The organism is Campylobacter sp. RM16188 (assembly GCF_012978795.1).
Lineage (GTDB): Bacteria > Campylobacterota > Campylobacteria > Campylobacterales > Campylobacteraceae > Campylobacter_A > Campylobacter_A canis.
In genome coordinates this window covers 16611-32271 of sequence record NZ_LIWQ01000006.1, presented here as the reverse complement: position 1 = coordinate 32271, position 15661 = coordinate 16611, and the positions used below count along the sequence as shown (strand labels likewise).

Annotated in this window: 14 protein-coding genes and 1 tRNA gene; 10 read left to right on the top strand and 5 right to left on the bottom strand. The window is 36.5% G+C overall.

Annotated features, from left to right (window positions below; translation table 11 throughout):
- Positions 1–157: 157 nt before the first annotated feature.
- From glmU to truA, 7 genes are read left to right on the top strand one after another with little or no spacing between them, the layout of a single operon-like run.
- Entirely contained in the window at positions 158–1465 is a 1308-nt protein-coding gene (gene glmU / locus CDOM16188_RS04505) for a bifunctional UDP-N-acetylglucosamine diphosphorylase/glucosamine-1-phosphate N-acetyltransferase GlmU (protein ID WP_172199509.1), read from the top strand.
- A complete protein-coding gene (gene coaBC, locus CDOM16188_RS04500; RefSeq protein WP_172199506.1) occupies positions 1452–2627 on the top strand; it encodes a bifunctional phosphopantothenoylcysteine decarboxylase/phosphopantothenate--cysteine ligase CoaBC in 1176 nt (391 codons plus the stop codon). The genes glmU and coaBC overlap by 14 nt, the downstream gene beginning before the upstream one ends.
- Complete coding sequence (locus tag CDOM16188_RS04495) at positions 2624–3307, top strand: hypothetical protein (protein WP_172199503.1); 684 nt, start codon at positions 2624–2626, stop codon at positions 3305–3307. Before coaBC ends, CDOM16188_RS04495 begins: the two co-directional genes overlap by 4 nt.
- 1 nt (position 3308) lies before the next feature.
- Positions 3309–3980 carry a polyprenyl diphosphate synthase gene (gene uppS, locus CDOM16188_RS04490; RefSeq protein ID WP_172199500.1) on the top strand — a complete coding sequence of 224 codons (672 nt, stop codon included), beginning with the start codon at positions 3309–3311 and terminating at the stop codon, positions 3978–3980.
- Complete coding sequence (locus CDOM16188_RS04485) at positions 3977–4774, top strand: A24 family peptidase (protein WP_172199497.1); 798 nt, start codon at positions 3977–3979, stop codon at positions 4772–4774. The genes uppS and CDOM16188_RS04485 overlap by 4 nt, the downstream gene beginning before the upstream one ends.
- Positions 4767–5792 carry an LptF/LptG family permease gene (locus CDOM16188_RS04480; RefSeq protein WP_172199494.1) on the top strand — a complete coding sequence of 342 codons (1026 nt, stop codon included), beginning with the start codon at positions 4767–4769 and terminating at the stop codon, positions 5790–5792. Before CDOM16188_RS04485 ends, CDOM16188_RS04480 begins: the two co-directional genes overlap by 8 nt.
- Before the next feature lies 1 nt (position 5793).
- Positions 5794–6648, top strand: a complete 855-nt coding sequence (gene truA / locus CDOM16188_RS04475; RefSeq protein ID WP_172199491.1) for a tRNA pseudouridine(38-40) synthase TruA — start codon at positions 5794–5796, stop codon at positions 6646–6648.
- Positions 6649–6671: 23 nt separating this feature from the next.
- Here truA and CDOM16188_RS04470 read toward each other — a convergent pair whose 3' ends face one another.
- Both CDOM16188_RS04470 and CDOM16188_RS04465 read right to left on the bottom strand, forming a co-directional pair.
- Positions 6672–8771, bottom strand: coding sequence for a DNA translocase FtsK (locus CDOM16188_RS04470; RefSeq protein ID WP_172199488.1), 2100 nt, complete (start codon positions 8769–8771; stop codon positions 6672–6674).
- Between the two features lie 78 nt (positions 8772–8849).
- Entirely contained in the window at positions 8850–11060 is a 2211-nt protein-coding gene (locus tag CDOM16188_RS04465; protein WP_172199475.1) for a flagellin, read from the bottom strand.
- 141 nt (positions 11061–11201) lie between these two features.
- On the opposite strand from CDOM16188_RS04465, the gene CDOM16188_RS04460 reads away from it, so the two are divergent.
- The 3 genes from CDOM16188_RS04460 to CDOM16188_RS04450 all read left to right on the top strand — a co-directional run bounded on the left by CDOM16188_RS04460 (position 11202) and on the right by CDOM16188_RS04450 (position 12572).
- Positions 11202–11939, top strand: coding sequence for a YaaA family protein (locus CDOM16188_RS04460; protein WP_172199473.1), 738 nt, complete (start codon positions 11202–11204; stop codon positions 11937–11939).
- A gap of 129 nt (positions 11940–12068) precedes the next feature.
- Positions 12069–12371 carry an HU family DNA-binding protein gene (locus CDOM16188_RS04455; protein WP_169942840.1) on the top strand — a complete coding sequence of 101 codons (303 nt, stop codon included), beginning with the start codon at positions 12069–12071 and terminating at the stop codon, positions 12369–12371.
- A 114-nt stretch (positions 12372–12485) separates the two neighbouring features.
- Positions 12486–12572: transfer RNA gene (locus CDOM16188_RS04450), tRNA-Leu, on the top strand.
- Positions 12573–13003: 431 nt separating this feature from the next.
- Here CDOM16188_RS04450 and CDOM16188_RS04445 read toward each other — a convergent pair.
- Genes CDOM16188_RS04445 through thiH form a run of 3 tightly spaced genes read right to left on the bottom strand, consistent with a single transcriptional unit; the run spans position 13004 to position 15645 of the window.
- On the bottom strand, positions 13004–13873 hold the full coding sequence (locus CDOM16188_RS04445; RefSeq protein WP_172199471.1) for an EamA family transporter: 870 nt from the start codon (positions 13871–13873) through the stop codon (positions 13004–13006).
- A 49-nt stretch (positions 13874–13922) separates the two neighbouring features.
- Positions 13923–14519, bottom strand: coding sequence for a thiamine phosphate synthase (locus tag CDOM16188_RS04440; protein ID WP_172199469.1), 597 nt, complete (start codon positions 14517–14519; stop codon positions 13923–13925).
- Positions 14512–15645 carry a 2-iminoacetate synthase ThiH gene (thiH, locus tag CDOM16188_RS04435; RefSeq protein ID WP_216656234.1) on the bottom strand — a complete coding sequence of 378 codons (1134 nt, stop codon included), beginning with the start codon at positions 15643–15645 and terminating at the stop codon, positions 14512–14514. Before thiH ends, CDOM16188_RS04440 begins: the two co-directional genes overlap by 8 nt.
- Between the last annotated feature and the right edge of the window lie 16 nt (positions 15646–15661).

The following is a 15661-nucleotide window of genomic DNA, read 5'->3' as shown; positions in this document are numbered from 1 at the left end:
CAAAATTCCTATTTGCAAAATTAAAAGCGAGATTATAGCATATTAAAATCGATAATGATTACCGAGTTTTAGTTAAATTCTATGCTTTAATACAAGTTAATCAACTATTTAGCAAGCGTAAGATAAAATTTAGCAAATTTTAATTCAAGGAAAAAATATGAGCGACATCGGCGTAGTAATACTTGCCGCAGGACTTGGCACGAGAATGAAATCAACAAAACCAAAGGTGATTTTTGAGCTTTGCGGCGAACCGATGATAATACATATTTTAAGAAAAGCTTACGAGATAAGCGATGATGTTAGCGTTGTTTTAAGCTATCAAAAAGAGCTGGTTGAAGCTAAAATCAAAGAAATTTTCCCTCAAACCAAAATTTACGAGCAGGATTTAAAACTTTCCCCAGGTACTGCAGGCGCACTTAAAAACGTAAATTTAAATAGCGAAAAAACAATAATCCTATGTGGAGATATGCCGCTAATTAAAACAAATGATATCATTAGACTAAACGCGGCTAGTGCCGATATAGCAGTAAGCGTGTTTGAAGCCAAAGATCCGCACGGATATGGTCGCGTCATCGTAAATAACTGCATGGTTGAAGCGATAGTAGAGCAAAAAGACGCAAGCGAAACGCAAAGGATGATAAAAAGCGTAAATGCGGGATGCTATGCCTTTAAAACCGAAGTTTTAAAGCAAATTTTACCGCTTATAAAAAATCAAAACGCACAAAACGAATACTACTTAACCGATGCCGTTAAAATAGCAAACGAACTAAATTTCAAATGCTCGGCAGTAACGGTAGATGAGCAAAATTTCATGGGAATAAACGACAAATTTCAGCTAAGCGTAGCCGAAAGAATAATGCAAGAGGAAATCAAACAAAACTGGATGCGACAGGGCGTATTGATGCGTCTGGCAGACTCTATTTATATAGATAGTAGAGCGAAATTTGAAGGAGAATGCGAACTACAAGAAAACGTAAGCATAATTGGCGCATGCGAGATAAAAGACTCGGTCATCAAAAGCTCAAGCGTAGTAGAAGATAGCATAATAGAAAACTCAAGCGTAGGACCTCTTGGAAGAATTCGCCCAAAAAGCGTTATCAAAAACTCTCACATAGGAAATTTCGTAGAAGTAAAAGCCTCAAATCTAAACAGCGTAAAAGCGGGTCACCTAAGCTATCTTGGCGATGCGCAGATAGATGAAGGCACAAACGTAGGATGTGGAACTATCACTTGCAACTACGACGGAAAATCAAAACACAAAACAATAATCGGCAAAAAGGTATTTATAGGCTCAGACACTCAACTCATAGCTCCGGTAACGATAGGAGATGACGTACTGATAGCCGCAGGAAGCACCGTCACCTCAGACGTACCAAGCGGCTCGCTTGCGATAAGCAGGAGCAAACAAGTAAATAAAAGCGGATTTTTCTATAAATTTTTCGGTGAAAAAGATGCTCAAAAATAAAAAAATTCTACTTGCGGTCTGCGGAAGTATCGCATTTTATAAGGCTTATGAAATTTTATCTATACTTAAAAAAGAAGGTGCTGATGTATATGTTATGCTTAGCGATGGAGCTTTGAAATTTTGCTCCGCACTCGGATTTGAAGCGCTTAGCGAACATCAAATTTTAACAAGTGCGAGCGAAAATTGGCAAGCGGGGCTTAACCATATAGCTTATGCTAAAATGGATCTCATCTTAATAGCTCCTGCCTCTGTAAATACGATAAATAAGCTTGCAAACGGGATTTGCGATAATGTATTTATGCAAACTCTCATCGCATCTACCGCACCCATCTTAATAGCTCCTGCGGCAAACGATAAGATGATTAATCATTTTTCAACTCAAAAAAGCTTTGAGTTTTTAAGACAAAGCGGCGTTAAATTTATAGATCCTGTCTATAAAATGCTGGCTTGCAAAGATATGGGAAAAGGCGCTTTAGCCGATAATCAAACTATAATTTACGAAGTTAAAAAGGCTATTAGCGAGGCTAAATTTAGCGGTCAAAAAGTCGTTATATCAGGCGGAGCCACAACCGAAAATATAGATGAAGTAAGAACCATAACAAACCTATCAAGTGGAAAGATGGCAAGAGCTTTGGCTGATGCGTTTTACTATGCAGGTGCCGATGTAACGCTGATTGCCAGCTTTGAATGCGAAAATACGCCTTATAAAACGCTTAAATTTAAAAGCTCAAACGAGCTAAAAAATACCCTTAAAGATGAGCTAAAGGATGCAAATTTGCTTGTTATGGCGGCAGCAGTGAGTGATTACATACCCCAAATATCTGCAAAGGGAAAGCTTAAAAAAGAGGATTTAGGTGAAATTTGGCAGCTAAATTTAAAACAAAATATCGATATATTAGCCTCTTTGAACAAATTTAAAAATGTAAAAAAAATAGGCTTCAAAATGGAAACGGAGGCAAAAACCGCTAAAAGCAAAGCAAAACAGATGCTTTTAGATAAAAAGCTTGATGCGGTTTGCTTAAATCTGCTTGATCAAAACGTAAAATTCGGCTCAGATGTTAGCGAAGTAACTTTTATAACTAAAAAAAGCGAGCGAATAATACCTCTTGACAGCAAACAAAATATAGCTCTTAGTATCGTAAATTTGGCAAGCGAGCTATGATACAAACCATTTCTAAAATACAAAAAATAGCTAGCGGAAATCAAAGTGGAGTAGTTTTAAACGCATCTTTGCCTATAAGCATAAAAGTGCTTGAAAAAACAGGCTACAACCGTTATAACTTAAAATTTAAAAATAAAACACTCAGCACAAAAAGCATGAAACAGCTTAAAATAGGCAAGGAATACTGGGGCGAGATAGGCGCAGGAAGTGAAAATATCATAATACAAAATTTATACGAAAAACCAAATTTCAGCCCTTTGCACACTCTTGAAAACGGACTTGAGCTATTGGAAAAAATAATAAATGAGTCTAATTTAAAATGGTTTTATGATTATATTTTTTTAAAACTAGCGGAAGAAAGCAGTAAAGAAAAATTTGAAATTTATACGGATATGCTTTTTGCTCTTCAAAAAGATATCATTCATATTCCTTTTGCTTACGGAGAAAATTTAGGGATTTTTCAAATGAAAAAAGAGCTAAAAGCAAGTAGTATTTATCTTGTTTTTGGAAATTTCGCTCCGCTAATTTTTGAATTTAAAAATTCTCAAATTTCATCAATAACCACGCCTTTTAATAAAGTCGCAAAACTTCTTAATGAAAAATTTGAGTGCAAGATACAGCTGGGTAGCGTAAGTGAAATTTATACGCCAAACGGCAAAATAATTGATTTTAAGGGATAATTTGAACAAACTAAAGCATCTGGCGATCATAATGGACGGAAACGGAAGATGGGCGAAAAAACAAGGCTTCATAAGAACCAAAGGGCACGAAAGCGGTGCAAAGGTAGTTGAAGATGTCTGCGGGTTTTGCATTGAAAAAGAAATTAAAATTTTAAGCCTTTATGCCTTTAGCACAGAAAACTGGAAGCGACCTGAGAACGAAGTTAAATTTCTAATGGATCTGCTTTTAAAATTTCTTATTTCAAAGCGAGAAATTTTTATCAAACACGATATCAAATTTAAAGCTATAGGCGACATAAACGCTTTTAATGAAAGATTAAAAGAAGAGATAACAAACCTTGAAAACCTCACGCAAGAAAATAAAAAGCTAAAGCTAAATTTAGCCATAAACTACGGCGCAAAAGATGAAATTTTAAGAGCTTTCAAGAGGCTAAACGAGCAGAATTTGGAGTTAAACGAAGCGAATTTAAATGCTTGTCTTGATGAAAGCGAAGCGATCGATCTGCTTGTACGAACGGGAGGAGAGCAAAGACTTTCAAATTTCATGCTTTGGCAGGCAAGTTACGCAGAGCTTGCTTATACAGATACTTTCTGGCCTGATTTTACGAGTAGAGAGCTAGGTGATATAGTTGATAAATTTAAAAATACAAAAAGAAGGTTTGGCGGATTATGATAGCGATATTTTATTTTATTTTAGGTGCGGCAATAGGCTCTTTTGGAAATGTTTTGATATACAGAATGCCGCTTGGACGGAGCATAAATTTCCCTGCATCGCACTGTCAAAGCTGCAAAACGCCACTTAAATTTTATCATAATGTGCCAATTTTATCATGGCTCTTTTTGGGCGGCAAATGTGCATTTTGTAAAGAAAAAATCAGCTTTCAGTACCCTTTGGTGGAAATTTTAAGCGGAGTTCTTATGACGCTTGCATTTTTTAATGAAACATCACATGCTCAAATTTCAGATATTGATTATATGCAGCTTCTAAAAGCCATTATTATCGGGGTTTGTTTTATAATTTTACTTTGTCTTAGCGCCATTGATTTTAGATACAAAGCGGTTCCCGATCCGCTTCTTTTTACAAGTGTGGCTTTTGCGATTATTTATTCGCTAGTGCCTACTTTAGGGTCATACAAAGGCTTTGAGTTTAACTTTGACGGAGTTATAAGTGCTGCTATTTTTATGTTTGCCTTTTGGCTGTTAAGATTTGTCGTAAGCCTTGCTATGAAACGCGAAGCTATGGGAAGTGCCGATATATTTATAGCCGGAGTTATGGGTGCTATTTTAGGTATCAAGCTTGGTTTAATGGCGATATATGTAGCGGCCATTTTAACCCTGCCTGCTTATATGGCGGTTAGAAAAAGAGGATATGAGCTGCCTTTTGTACCTTTTTTAAGCCTTGGGCTGCTTACGGTTTATGTTTTTAAAGCCAATTTTTTAGAGTTTTTAGAGTATTTGTATGGGTAGAGTAAGTAGGTATCTTTTTACGAATTTCATAAGCACTTTCGCTTCGCTCTTTTCGACTCTATTTCTGATTATGTCGATTGTATTTTTTATACAGATTGCGCGCATAACCTCATATATAGAGATAACATTTTTTGAGCTATTTAAGCTGTATTTGTTTATGTTGCCGCGCGTGCTTTTATTTACTATTCCCATAGCGTTTTTCGTATCTTTAGCAATGACGCTTTTTAGACTATCGAAAGAAAACGAAAGTATTGTTATATTTACCCTGGGACACTCGCCAAATTTTATAGCTAGGTTTTTTATAATTTTAAGCGGTCTTGTTTCGGCGTTTTTACTTATAGTTGCGATAGTTTTGATACCTACCGCCGTTGAGCTAAACGAAAATTTTATAGAATACAAAAAAACCGTCGCCAAGCTTAATCTAAAAACAACTCAATTCGGACAAAGATTTTCAAACTGGATGGTCTATATACAAAGTGAAAAAAGCGATGATAACGGTACGACATACGAGGGGGTTACTCTTTATTCTCCTCAAGCGGGAGCTCAAAGAGTGATCATAGCGGATAACGCAAAGATCATAAACAACGCTTCGAATTTAGAACTTCAGCTAAATAGCGGCAAAATTTACGATATCAAAGACGACGTATGGCATCAAGCGGACTTTAAATACATGAGGCTTCATACGTTTTCAAACGACAACATATCAAAAACACTCTCGTTTGTAGAGTATTGGAAAGATATCAAAACCAACAAAAAAAGAGCCAAAGACTTTGCAACTTTTACTTTGATCGCCCTGTTTCCGCTTGCAACCACTTTATTTGCCATAAACTTTGGAGTGGTTACATACAGATATGAAAAAGGCTTTATATATTTTGGAATTTTTGGCGTACTGTTTGTTTATTTTGCGCTTATCATGCTGCTCTCATCAAAAGCGATGATAGCGATACCTTCGGTATTTTTGCTATTTTTAATAAGCTCTATTATATTTTATAAAAAGAAAATCGTTAAGAGATATTAGCTTGAAAATAAAACTAATATTTAGTTACGACGGGTCTAAATTTCAAGGTTCTCAAACACAACCGCACGAAAACGGCGTAGAAGACATCTTAAGCTCGGCTTTGGCACATGTAGGAATTTTTAGCAAAATCATCTCAAGCTCAAGAACCGATAAAGATGTACATGCAAACAATCAAGTCGCTTGTGTAGAGTGTGGCGAGCACTTTAAAGACTTTAAAAGGCTTGCAAATTTAATCAACCGTCATGCTCATCCGCATATTCACATAAAACAAATTTCAAAAGTAGATAAAAGCTTTCATCCGCGTTATGACGCTAAATTTAGGCAGTATCGATACATCATCAATCATGGCGAATTTAGTCCTTTTTTAAGTCAATATCATACATTTTTACCAAAATTTGATCTAAAAAAAGCCAATGAGCTTCTTGAGCTATTTATCGGCGAGCATGACTTTAGAGCATTTATGAAGCTTGGAAGCGAAGTAAAAAGTCCGGTGCGCAAAATAACAAAAGCGTTTTGCTACTCTCTTGGCGAAAAAACTATTATAGTTTTTAAGGCAAACGGGTTTTTAAGAGCTCAAATTCGACTTATGATAGCTAGCGTTTTCAAGGCTTTAGAGCTTGCTCAAATCGGCAAATTAAATGAACTTCGGACTAAAAACGAAAGTCAATTTACTAGATATAGTGAAAATTTGGGTGTTAGTGCAAATTTAAGCGATACTACAGATATAAATTCTATCCAAGATAAAAATTTCAAAAAAGCAAAAGAGCTTTTATGCAAGGCGATTTACGACCAAAAAGCTATTACTCGAATGCCCGCACCGCCAAACGGGCTTTATTTAAATCGAGTTTTTTACTAACTGCTCAAACTAAAAAGCCAAATTTACAAAATTTCCCTTTGCCCTTTGGCATTAACAGGACTTAGCACTCCCATTTGCTCCATCTGCTCGATTATCGTTGCAGCTCTATTGTATCCTATCTTAAGGCGCCTTTGAAGGTAGCTGATGGAAGTTTTTTGCTCACTCAGGACGATCTCTTTAGCCTCTTCGTAAAGCTCGTCAAGCTCGCCGGCAAGAGCCTCGCCGGAACCTTCGCCGCCGGAGCCTGAAGTTGCGCCGTCTTCTTTTAAGAATTTCTCGTCATAAACAACCTCTTGCTGCTCTTTTAAGAAATTCACTATCGTTTCTATCTCTTTTTCGCTGGCAAAAGGCGCATGAAGCCTGATGACACCAGGACTTCCGGGAGGCGTAAATAGCATATCGCCCCGCCCCAAGAGGCTTTCAGCGCCCATTTGATCAAGGATTACCTTACTGTCGATCCTTTGCCCTACTCTATAACTGATACGACTTGGCAAATTTGCCTTTATAAGACCCGTTACCACATCCACGCTTGGTCGCTGAGTAGCTACGATTAGGTGAATTCCGCTTGCCCTAGCCATCTGTGCAAGTCGTCCTATATACAGCTCTACATCCTTGCCGCTTGTCATCATAAGATCTGCCAATTCGTCAATAATAACCACTATATAAGGAAACTGTTCGCCGCCTTCGGCTTTCATTTTTTCATTATAACTCTCGATATTTTTCGTGCGAGTATGACTCATAATCTTATATCTGCTCTCCATCTCGGCAACCATATTTGCAAGCGCGGTGATAGCCTGTTTGGCTTGAGTGATAACAGGAGTTAAGAGGTGCGGGATATCGTTATAAATGCTAAATTCAAGCATCTTAGGATCTATCATCATAAGGCGCAGAGTCTGAGGGCTATTTCTATAAAGCAAGCTTAAAAGCATGGCGTTTATGCCCACGCTCTTACCGCTTCCGGTAGTTCCCGCTATAAGAAGATGCGGAAGCTTTTTAAGATCGGTGATAAAAGGCGCCCCTACTATATCTTTACCAAGAGCTATAGTAAGAGGGCTTGAGGCTTTTTTATAAATTTCGCTATCTAAAATTTCTTTTAGATAAATCGTCTCTATATTTTGGTTTGGCACTTCTATACCCACTACGTCTTTGCCGGGGATTGGAGCTTGGATACGGATAGTCTGAGCGCGCAAAGCCATAGCAATATCATCTTGCAAGGTCAAAATTTTACTCACCTTTATATGCGGAGCTAAACGAAACTCAAATGTGGTAACGATAGGCCCCGTATAAGTGCGAACGACATCGCCGTCTATCTTAAATTTACGCAATTTATCAAGCAGATCGGATATCTTTTGATCGATCTCAACTTCATTGAAATTATGAGAGCGCTTTGGAGGATCGTTTAGAAATTTAAGTGGCGGAAGCGCGAAATCCTTCGGTTTTTCAATCTTGCCTTTTTCTATCTCGTCAAGAAGTTTTTTGTTTTCTGCTACTTCATTTAAAATTTCAACGCCGTTCATGGTGGATATATTTTTACTGCCGACATCTTCGGCCTCTACATCGATAAAATCTGCTAAATTTTCACTATCGCTATCTTCATTATCAGTGATATCTTTATCTTTTATCTCTCTTTTTTTAGCTCTTTGTGTGGATTTTTTCTGAGCTATCTGTCTTGGCTGCTCAAATTTATGATCGGCATAAGTATCTCTTGCGGTAGGTTCTACAAAAGCTTTTTTTAACACTACCGCTATATTTTCTTGAGCTATCAATCCAAAAGCAAGCACAAAAAGCATCACTATAAAAACCCACGAGCCTATCACTCCCACTACATCTTTAAGTGCGTTTATACAAAAACTGCCTATGATACCGGCTTGAGTGGAACTTGAAATAGCTTGAAACATCAAAAATGCAAAAAATAAAATAACAAGCCCAAGCACAAGCTGAGCAAAGTCAAGATTAAATTTATTAAAAAATTTATATACGTAGTAGGCAAAAAATATCAAAGCAAACGGATAAATATAAGCTATAAAGCCAAATAGTTCGTAATTTACTTCACCTAAAATTTTACCAAAGCTTCCTACGAAATTTGCATCAGGAGCTATCGTGGCAGCTCCAAAAAACATCAAAAAAAACACAACTATAACTAAAATCGACTCTCGTAAAATCTTAAATCCTTTATTTAAAAGTCTGATTATAGCGTAATTTTACATATAGTTTAAGAGACTTAGTTGATTTACCTTTGCAACCGACTGAAGCATGGCTTGATAACTCATTACCTTTTGCATCAAATTCATATAGGTTTTTCCGTAGTCGGCATCTATGACTTCCGACTTAACCGTCTGGACGTTTACGGAGAGGATTCCTGCTCTTAAATTCGTATCTTTTAGCGAACTGGAAAGTGCTCCTACTTTCGTATGAAGCTTATTTACATGATCAAAGATGTGATCTACTCTTTCGATAGCCCCTTGGATTCCCGAGTTTCTAGGATCAGGACCGTTTGCGTCAGCTCTATACTGCCCAAGCCTAACAGCCTCTATCATCTTATCAAGATCGGCAAATATATCAACACTTGGCTCATCTAAAGTAACGCCGTTATTTGCAGAAAAAGTAAATACCGAGCCCACGCCTTGAGACGTAGCAGGAGTATTTCCTGTGCTATCTCCTGCGAATTTATCCGAATTTCTATTATCAAAAATTCCAACCTCTATAAAAGTATTTCCATTTTGCATATCGGTAACTTTTATCCTGCCTCTATGATCCATATTTACTTCAACGCTTCCTTGCGCCGCTTTTATGCCTTTTTGATACTCTTCATAGTCGGTATCTACGGTAGGAACGTTATCGCTAGCAACCATAGCTATGATATCATTTATCTGCCTAAAAGTAACGTCTTTAGCAGGCGTTCTAACACCTTCTGTTTGATTTGTAACAGGGTTATATCTACTATCCCATATAGGAGCTTGATAATCAACAACCGTTCCGTCGGGTCTTGTGTGAGATATGGCTACATTGGCATTGGCTCCCACTAGCCTTATATTTACCGAATACTCCACTCCGGTCTTTGATTTGATCTTCATCTGTATATTTTGACCGTCGATATTGTATTTGCCTTTTTCGCCGTCATACAAATTTTTAGTTCCCGCGACTTCGCTTAAAGTTGTCTTGTCCGTAGCATAATTACCCGTCGCTCTTGAAATCTGCGAAACGGTTCCTATTACATGCTTTCCTTCGTTTTTAAAATTTACTTTATCGTAATCAAAAGCATTAGACTTGCTACCGTCTAAATTTGTGTAATTACTCTTTACAAATTCGGTTATCACAAAATCATTAGGATTGGCGTCTTTAAGAGCTTTCAGGTCTTTCATGCTATTAATGGCGTTAAATGCATTAGAAGCGTTGTTTATATTTGCATTAGTTAAAGAATTTACGTCCGCAATCTTTGCCGTAGCGCCTATCATATGAAAATCAATAACCTGATTTCCTTTGGTTAGATCTTTTATGTTAATTTGTCCTTGGTTGTTTATCGTAACTTCTACGGCTTTGCTGTTTGGTGTGTTGCCGTATTCGGTGCCTATTTTTTCCAGCAGATCTTTTATGGAAGCATCAGAAGTCATTTGAAATTTGCTCGTAAATGAAGTCCCGTCAGGCTTTTTACCTTGAAGGAAAAAAGTTGTATTTTGAAATTTCTTAGCATTTGGTCCGACGAAGTCAAGATCCGAAAGCCCTGTTTCATCTTTTAGATAGTTAAAGCCTATCATATTTTGAAGCTTACTCTCTTCATTTAGGTATCTTACATTATCTTGTCTGTTAAGTATGCTCTGATCGGTTAGTGAAACATTAGCGCTTAATCGCTTGTTATAATCCATATCCCTGCCCAAAAACAGCTCGCTTCCGGTTAGATTATAAGGCAAATTTACCTTCGAGCCTCCAACTACGTTCATAAGCTGAGAATTTCCAAAATACTCATTTGTAGTTCCATTGATAGGCTTGGTGTTTATGGCGCTTCCCGAAAACAAAAATTGTCCGTTGATTGATGTATTTGCGATATTTACAAGATGATTTTTTATGCCTTGCAGATCATTTGCAAGAGCCTCTCTGGAGGTCTTTGAGTGATGTTGATTACCTGCTTGAACGAGCTTTGACTTAAATAGCTCAAGCTTTTCTTTAAAATCCTTTAAAGATTTATCGGTATTTAAAGAAAAGCTGCTTGCTTTAGATGTAGCGTCCTTTATCTGCTCAAGAGTTGCAACTTCATAATCAAGCCTCATTCCATCATTATAAATACTGCTGTCTTCAAAGGAATTTTGTATCTTAAGTCCGCTTGAAATTTGAGTATTTAGCCTATGAAGCTCTCTCATGTTTGTTTGATAGTTGTAGTTATCGTTAAATTTCATCATCTGGTTTGTAATTCGCATCGCCAATTCCTAATTAAATTTTAATTAAACTTTAAAAGCAAATAAAGTTCCAACGTGCAAAATATCGTCAAAATCTAAAATTTATTTAGTTTAGAGTATGATCTGTTTTTAAATTTTAATTTCAAACCATAAGGCATCATGATGAAAATTTTATTTTCCCCAAGCGAAGCCAAAACCGCCATAAAATCTATGAAATTTATGAACAAAGATAGCTTTATATTTCCAAATTTATATGAAAAAAGAATGGAAATTTTAAACGCTTATAATGAATTTTTAAAATCCGCTTCAGAAGATCAAATTTTAAAGCTATTTGGATATAAAAAGAGCGATGAATGCGATGATCTAAGAGAATATATTTTTAAAAGAAGCGTTATAAAAGCGGTTTTAAGATATGACGGAGTTGCGTATAAACATTTAGATTATAGGAATTTAGATAAAGACGCTCAAAATTTCATAGATAAAAACGTGCTCATATTTTCAAATTTATATGGCGGCATACTGGCAGGCGATGAAATAGCAGAATACAAACTAAAACAGGGCGAAAAAATAAACGGACTAAATATAGAGAAATTTTACAAAGATAACTTCTCAAAGGAGATTGATGCATGGATAGGCGATCAAGCGGTTTTAGATCTTCGCGCGGGATTTTATGAAAAATTTTATGACATTAAAGTTCCTTTCGCGACTTTTAAATTTATAAAAGACGGTAAAGTCGTTAGTCATTACGCTAAAGCATACCGAGGAATAGTGCTAAAAGAAGTTGCCAAGAAAAATATAAAAACGATTGAAGAACTTGGAAGAATAACGATAAACAACTTAATGCTAATTGATATCAAAAAAAGCGGTCTTAAAAACGAATTTTCGGTGGAAATTTTATAAAAATCGTAAATTTGCGCCTTTTTTATTAAAAAAAACTTATTTTTGTTCAAATTTAGCTTAAAAAACTATTGTGTTTTTTTAAAAAACGTTGTAAAATGCGATTATATCACTTCTTAAAAGGATGGTTCTATGAAAAAAGCTGAATTTATTCAAGCTGTTGCCGACAAGGCTGGTCTTTCTAAAAAAGATTCTCTAAAAGTTGTTGACGCTGCTTTAGAGACAATCAAAGAGGCGCTTACTGCTGGCGGTAGCGTTAGCTTTATAGGTTTTGGAACTTTCAGCACAGCTGATAGAGCTGCTAGAAAAGCAAGAGTTCCTGGAACAAAAAAAGTAATTGATGTTCCTGCTAGCAAAGCTGTCAAATTTAAAGTTGGCAAAAAACTTAAAGAAGCTGTTGTAGCCGGTGCCGGCAAAAAAGGCAAAAAGAAATAATTTCTTTTCATAGAAGCTCCTTGTGGAGCTTCTTATTTATTCAAAAATTTTAAATATTCTTTCAAAATTTAATATATCTTTTATCTCTTTTAGGTAAAATACAATTCTTTTTTGGCCCGAGTGGTGAAACTGGTAGACGCGCCAGACTCAAAATCTGGTAAGGGCAACCTTGTGTCGGTTCGAGTCCGACCTCGGGCACCATTTATGCTTTTCAAAAATATTTCATTTCTTCACTTTTTATCAATAGACACCATAAAACACGATATTTTACTAAAAATATTTTTTCATTAATTATTTTATTTCATATCTTACTAGATTTTTTATAAAAATCTGCAAAGAGAATAACAATACATAAAGTAAATGTTCTTCCAAAAGATAAACAAATATAAATAAAACAGCATAAATCGGACACTAAAATTTATATATATTTTTAAGCCCAATTAGGCGTAGATATTTTACTTTGCTTAAATATTCCAAGAAAGTGTTTCAATATTTATTACCGGTACAATTAAGAAATTTTGCTTAAAATACAGAAAAATAGCAACTGTTTTGTATAAAATTTAAAAACCTAAACTACAATTAAACTCTTTTAGCTATCAAATTTCAAAACAAGCCAAAAGAGTTTAATAAATTTAGGCCACGCTTTTTCTTTCATAATAAGCAATTATTTTATTGTGAACCAAAAGTGAGATATATATGACCGCTCCGCCAATAATAAGACGAACAAGGTCTGCGTCTTTATGCCAAAATACTAAATTTACAATGATCGCAGCAGGTATAAGCGCGTTATTCATGATTGCCAAAGTACCGCTATCAACCTCGCACGCACCTTTGTTCCACATAAAGTATCCAAGCCCGCTAGCTCCGATTCCAAGCCATAGAAGCACTAAAGACTGAGTCATATCAAGTGAAATTTTCTCAAAATTTCCAAACATGCCAAACGCAAATCCCGTTACCAAGCAAGCTCCTACAAAAAACCAGCCAAAAAGACCCTTTTGTTCCTTAAATCCTTTATCTTCAAGTAAAAATTTATACGCACTCTGTCCAACTCCAAAGCATAAATTCGCACCCTGAACCATTAAAAATCCAAGCCAAAAGTTGCTATTTACACCGCCGTATTTGATGATAAAAGCTCCCAAAACCGCAACCGCAACGCTAAGCAGATAAAGAGGTCGCAAGCGCTTAGCTAAAAGATCATAAACCACGCTCACATAAAAAGGTGTAAATATCGTAAAAAGCGCTACTTCAGGCACACTTAGATACAAAAATGAGTTATAGTAAAAGATATACATAGCTCCTATTTGAATAGCTCCGATAAGTGTGATTTTAGCGTATATAGCGGCATTTTTTGCCTCAAATTTCATAAAAGGCAAAAAGACAAGAAGTGCCAAAACAACACGCGAAAATGCCGCAAAATAGCTATCTACTCTACCTGCTAAAAACTCCCCTATCAAACTAAAGCTAAAAGCCCAAAGCAATGTCACAAAAACAAGTTTATTCACCGATTATCCTTAATAAAAATTTTAAAATGATAATAAATTAGCCTTAAATCTAGCTTCCCGCCGTCTGTTGGCCAAATTTCAAAAACCCCCTCATCATACAAGCTCCACTAGCTCCAACATCCTTGATAAGGCTTAAATTTTTGAAATTTATCCCGCCGATAGCGTATGTTTTGATGTTTAAATTTGCACAAATTTCTTTTAAAAATTCTAGCCCTCTAGGTGGTGCACCCTCATGACTCTTAGTTTTAAAGATATGCCCTGCTATGACATAACTTGCACCTAAATTTTGTGCTAGAATGGCTTCGTCGAGAGAATGAACCGAAACTCCGATAGTTAAATTTTCATTTTTAACCAAGTCTCGTTTCGTTTTTGTCTCGTTAAATTTCAAAAACTCTCCAAAAGAAAGGTGTAAATTTTTAATTCCAAGACTTAAAGCAACATCCAAATCAGTATGCAAAATAAGCCTAGTGCTTGAATTTTTAGTGATTTTTAGCACCTCTAAGACCAAATGTTCATACTCGCACTCATCCAAGTCCTTTTCTCTTAAGATGACAGCATTTGGCTTTTTTTCGCTAACTATATGCGATAAATCTCCTAAAAAATCGCTACTTAAGTGCCTATTTGTAACACAAATGAGCTCAAACATAGATATGATTACTCATCACAGGTTGCAGATTAAGCGCTAAGATATCTTTATAAATTTCATCCACGCCACGAGTATCGTCTATCTCAAACTGCTCATCGCCTCTTTTGACTCCATCCAAGTGAGTGCCGACCCCCACGCTAACTCCTGCTGAAATTTTGCTCGCGGCTACTTTTATAATACCGTTTCTAAATTTGGCATTCTCGCGCGTTGAGATCGTGATATTAGCAAAAGGAAGAAAAATTCTATAAGCGCAAATTACCTGAAAAAGGCTTTTTTCATCAACTTCGCCCGCATTTATTTCACTTTTATTTTTAGCAGGTCTAAGCCTAGGACAGGATATAGCGATTTCTGCATGCGGATATTTTTGCTGAATGAAATTTGCATGAATCGCCGTCGCAAAGGCATCTTTTCTAAAGTCATCCAGCCCAAGCAAGGCGGCAAATCCGACGCTTCTCATACCACCCATAAGAGCTCTTTCTTGGGCATTGAAGCGGTAAGCAAAGCTCATCTTTTGTCCGCCGATATGAACCTTGGCATATTTTTCGGGACTATAAGTCTCTTGAAACACTATCACATAATTCACGCCACACTCATGCAAGTATGCGTATTCATCGGAATTTAACGGATAAATCTCAACTCCGACGTTGCTAAATATCTTTGAAGCCTCCTTGCAAGCTTCGCCGATATAGTTTAAATCGCGCTTCTTAGCACTCTCACCCGTAAGTATTAGCACGTCCTTAAGTCCGCTTTTTGCGATACTTTCAAGCTCTGTTTTTATCTCGTCTACCTTTAGCCTTAGGCGCGAAATTTTATTATGCGAGCTAAATCCGCAATACACGCAGTTACTATCGCAAAAATTTGAGATATAAAGCGGGGTGAAAAGCTCAATGCTGTTTCCAAAATGCCTTCTCATCTCACTTTGAGCGCGCGCCGCCATCTCTTCTAAAAACTCGCCAGCCGCAGGACTTAAAAGCGCACGAAGCCCTTCTATATCGACACGACTCATACCAAGAGCTCTTTTTACATCAGACTTTGTATAGCTCTCATAGTTGTAGTTTTCACGCAAATTTAAGACACGATTCATCAAGCTTTCATCTATGCGCTGCATGCCGTCCATATAGCTCATCACGTCAAAATTTTTC

Bases quoted from the DNA above. Each gene is read 5' to 3' on its own strand.
- CDOM16188_RS04460 (WP_172199473.1), top strand. From the start codon at position 11,202: ATGAAAATTTTATTTTCCCCAAGCGAAGCCAAAACCGCCATAAAATCT.
- glmU (WP_172199509.1), top strand. From the start codon at position 158: ATGAGCGACATCGGCGTAGTAATACTTGCCGCAGGACTTGGCACGAGA.
- CDOM16188_RS04465 (WP_172199475.1), bottom strand. From the start codon at position 11,060: ATGCGAATTACAAACCAGATGATGAAATTTAACGATAACTACAACTAT.
- CDOM16188_RS04480 (WP_172199494.1), top strand. From the start codon at position 4,767: ATGGGTAGAGTAAGTAGGTATCTTTTTACGAATTTCATAAGCACTTTC.
- coaBC (WP_172199506.1), top strand. From the start codon at position 1,452: ATGCTCAAAAATAAAAAAATTCTACTTGCGGTCTGCGGAAGTATCGCA.
- thiH (WP_216656234.1), bottom strand. From the start codon at position 15,645: ATGAGCTATATGGACGGCATGCAGCGCATAGATGAAAGCTTGATGAAT.
- CDOM16188_RS04495 (WP_172199503.1), top strand. From the start codon at position 2,624: ATGATACAAACCATTTCTAAAATACAAAAAATAGCTAGCGGAAATCAA.
- CDOM16188_RS04440 (WP_172199469.1), bottom strand. From the start codon at position 14,519: ATGTTTGAGCTCATTTGTGTTACAAATAGGCACTTAAGTAGCGATTTT.
- CDOM16188_RS04455 (WP_169942840.1), top strand. From the start codon at position 12,069: ATGAAAAAAGCTGAATTTATTCAAGCTGTTGCCGACAAGGCTGGTCTT.
- CDOM16188_RS04485 (WP_172199497.1), top strand. From the start codon at position 3,977: ATGATAGCGATATTTTATTTTATTTTAGGTGCGGCAATAGGCTCTTTT.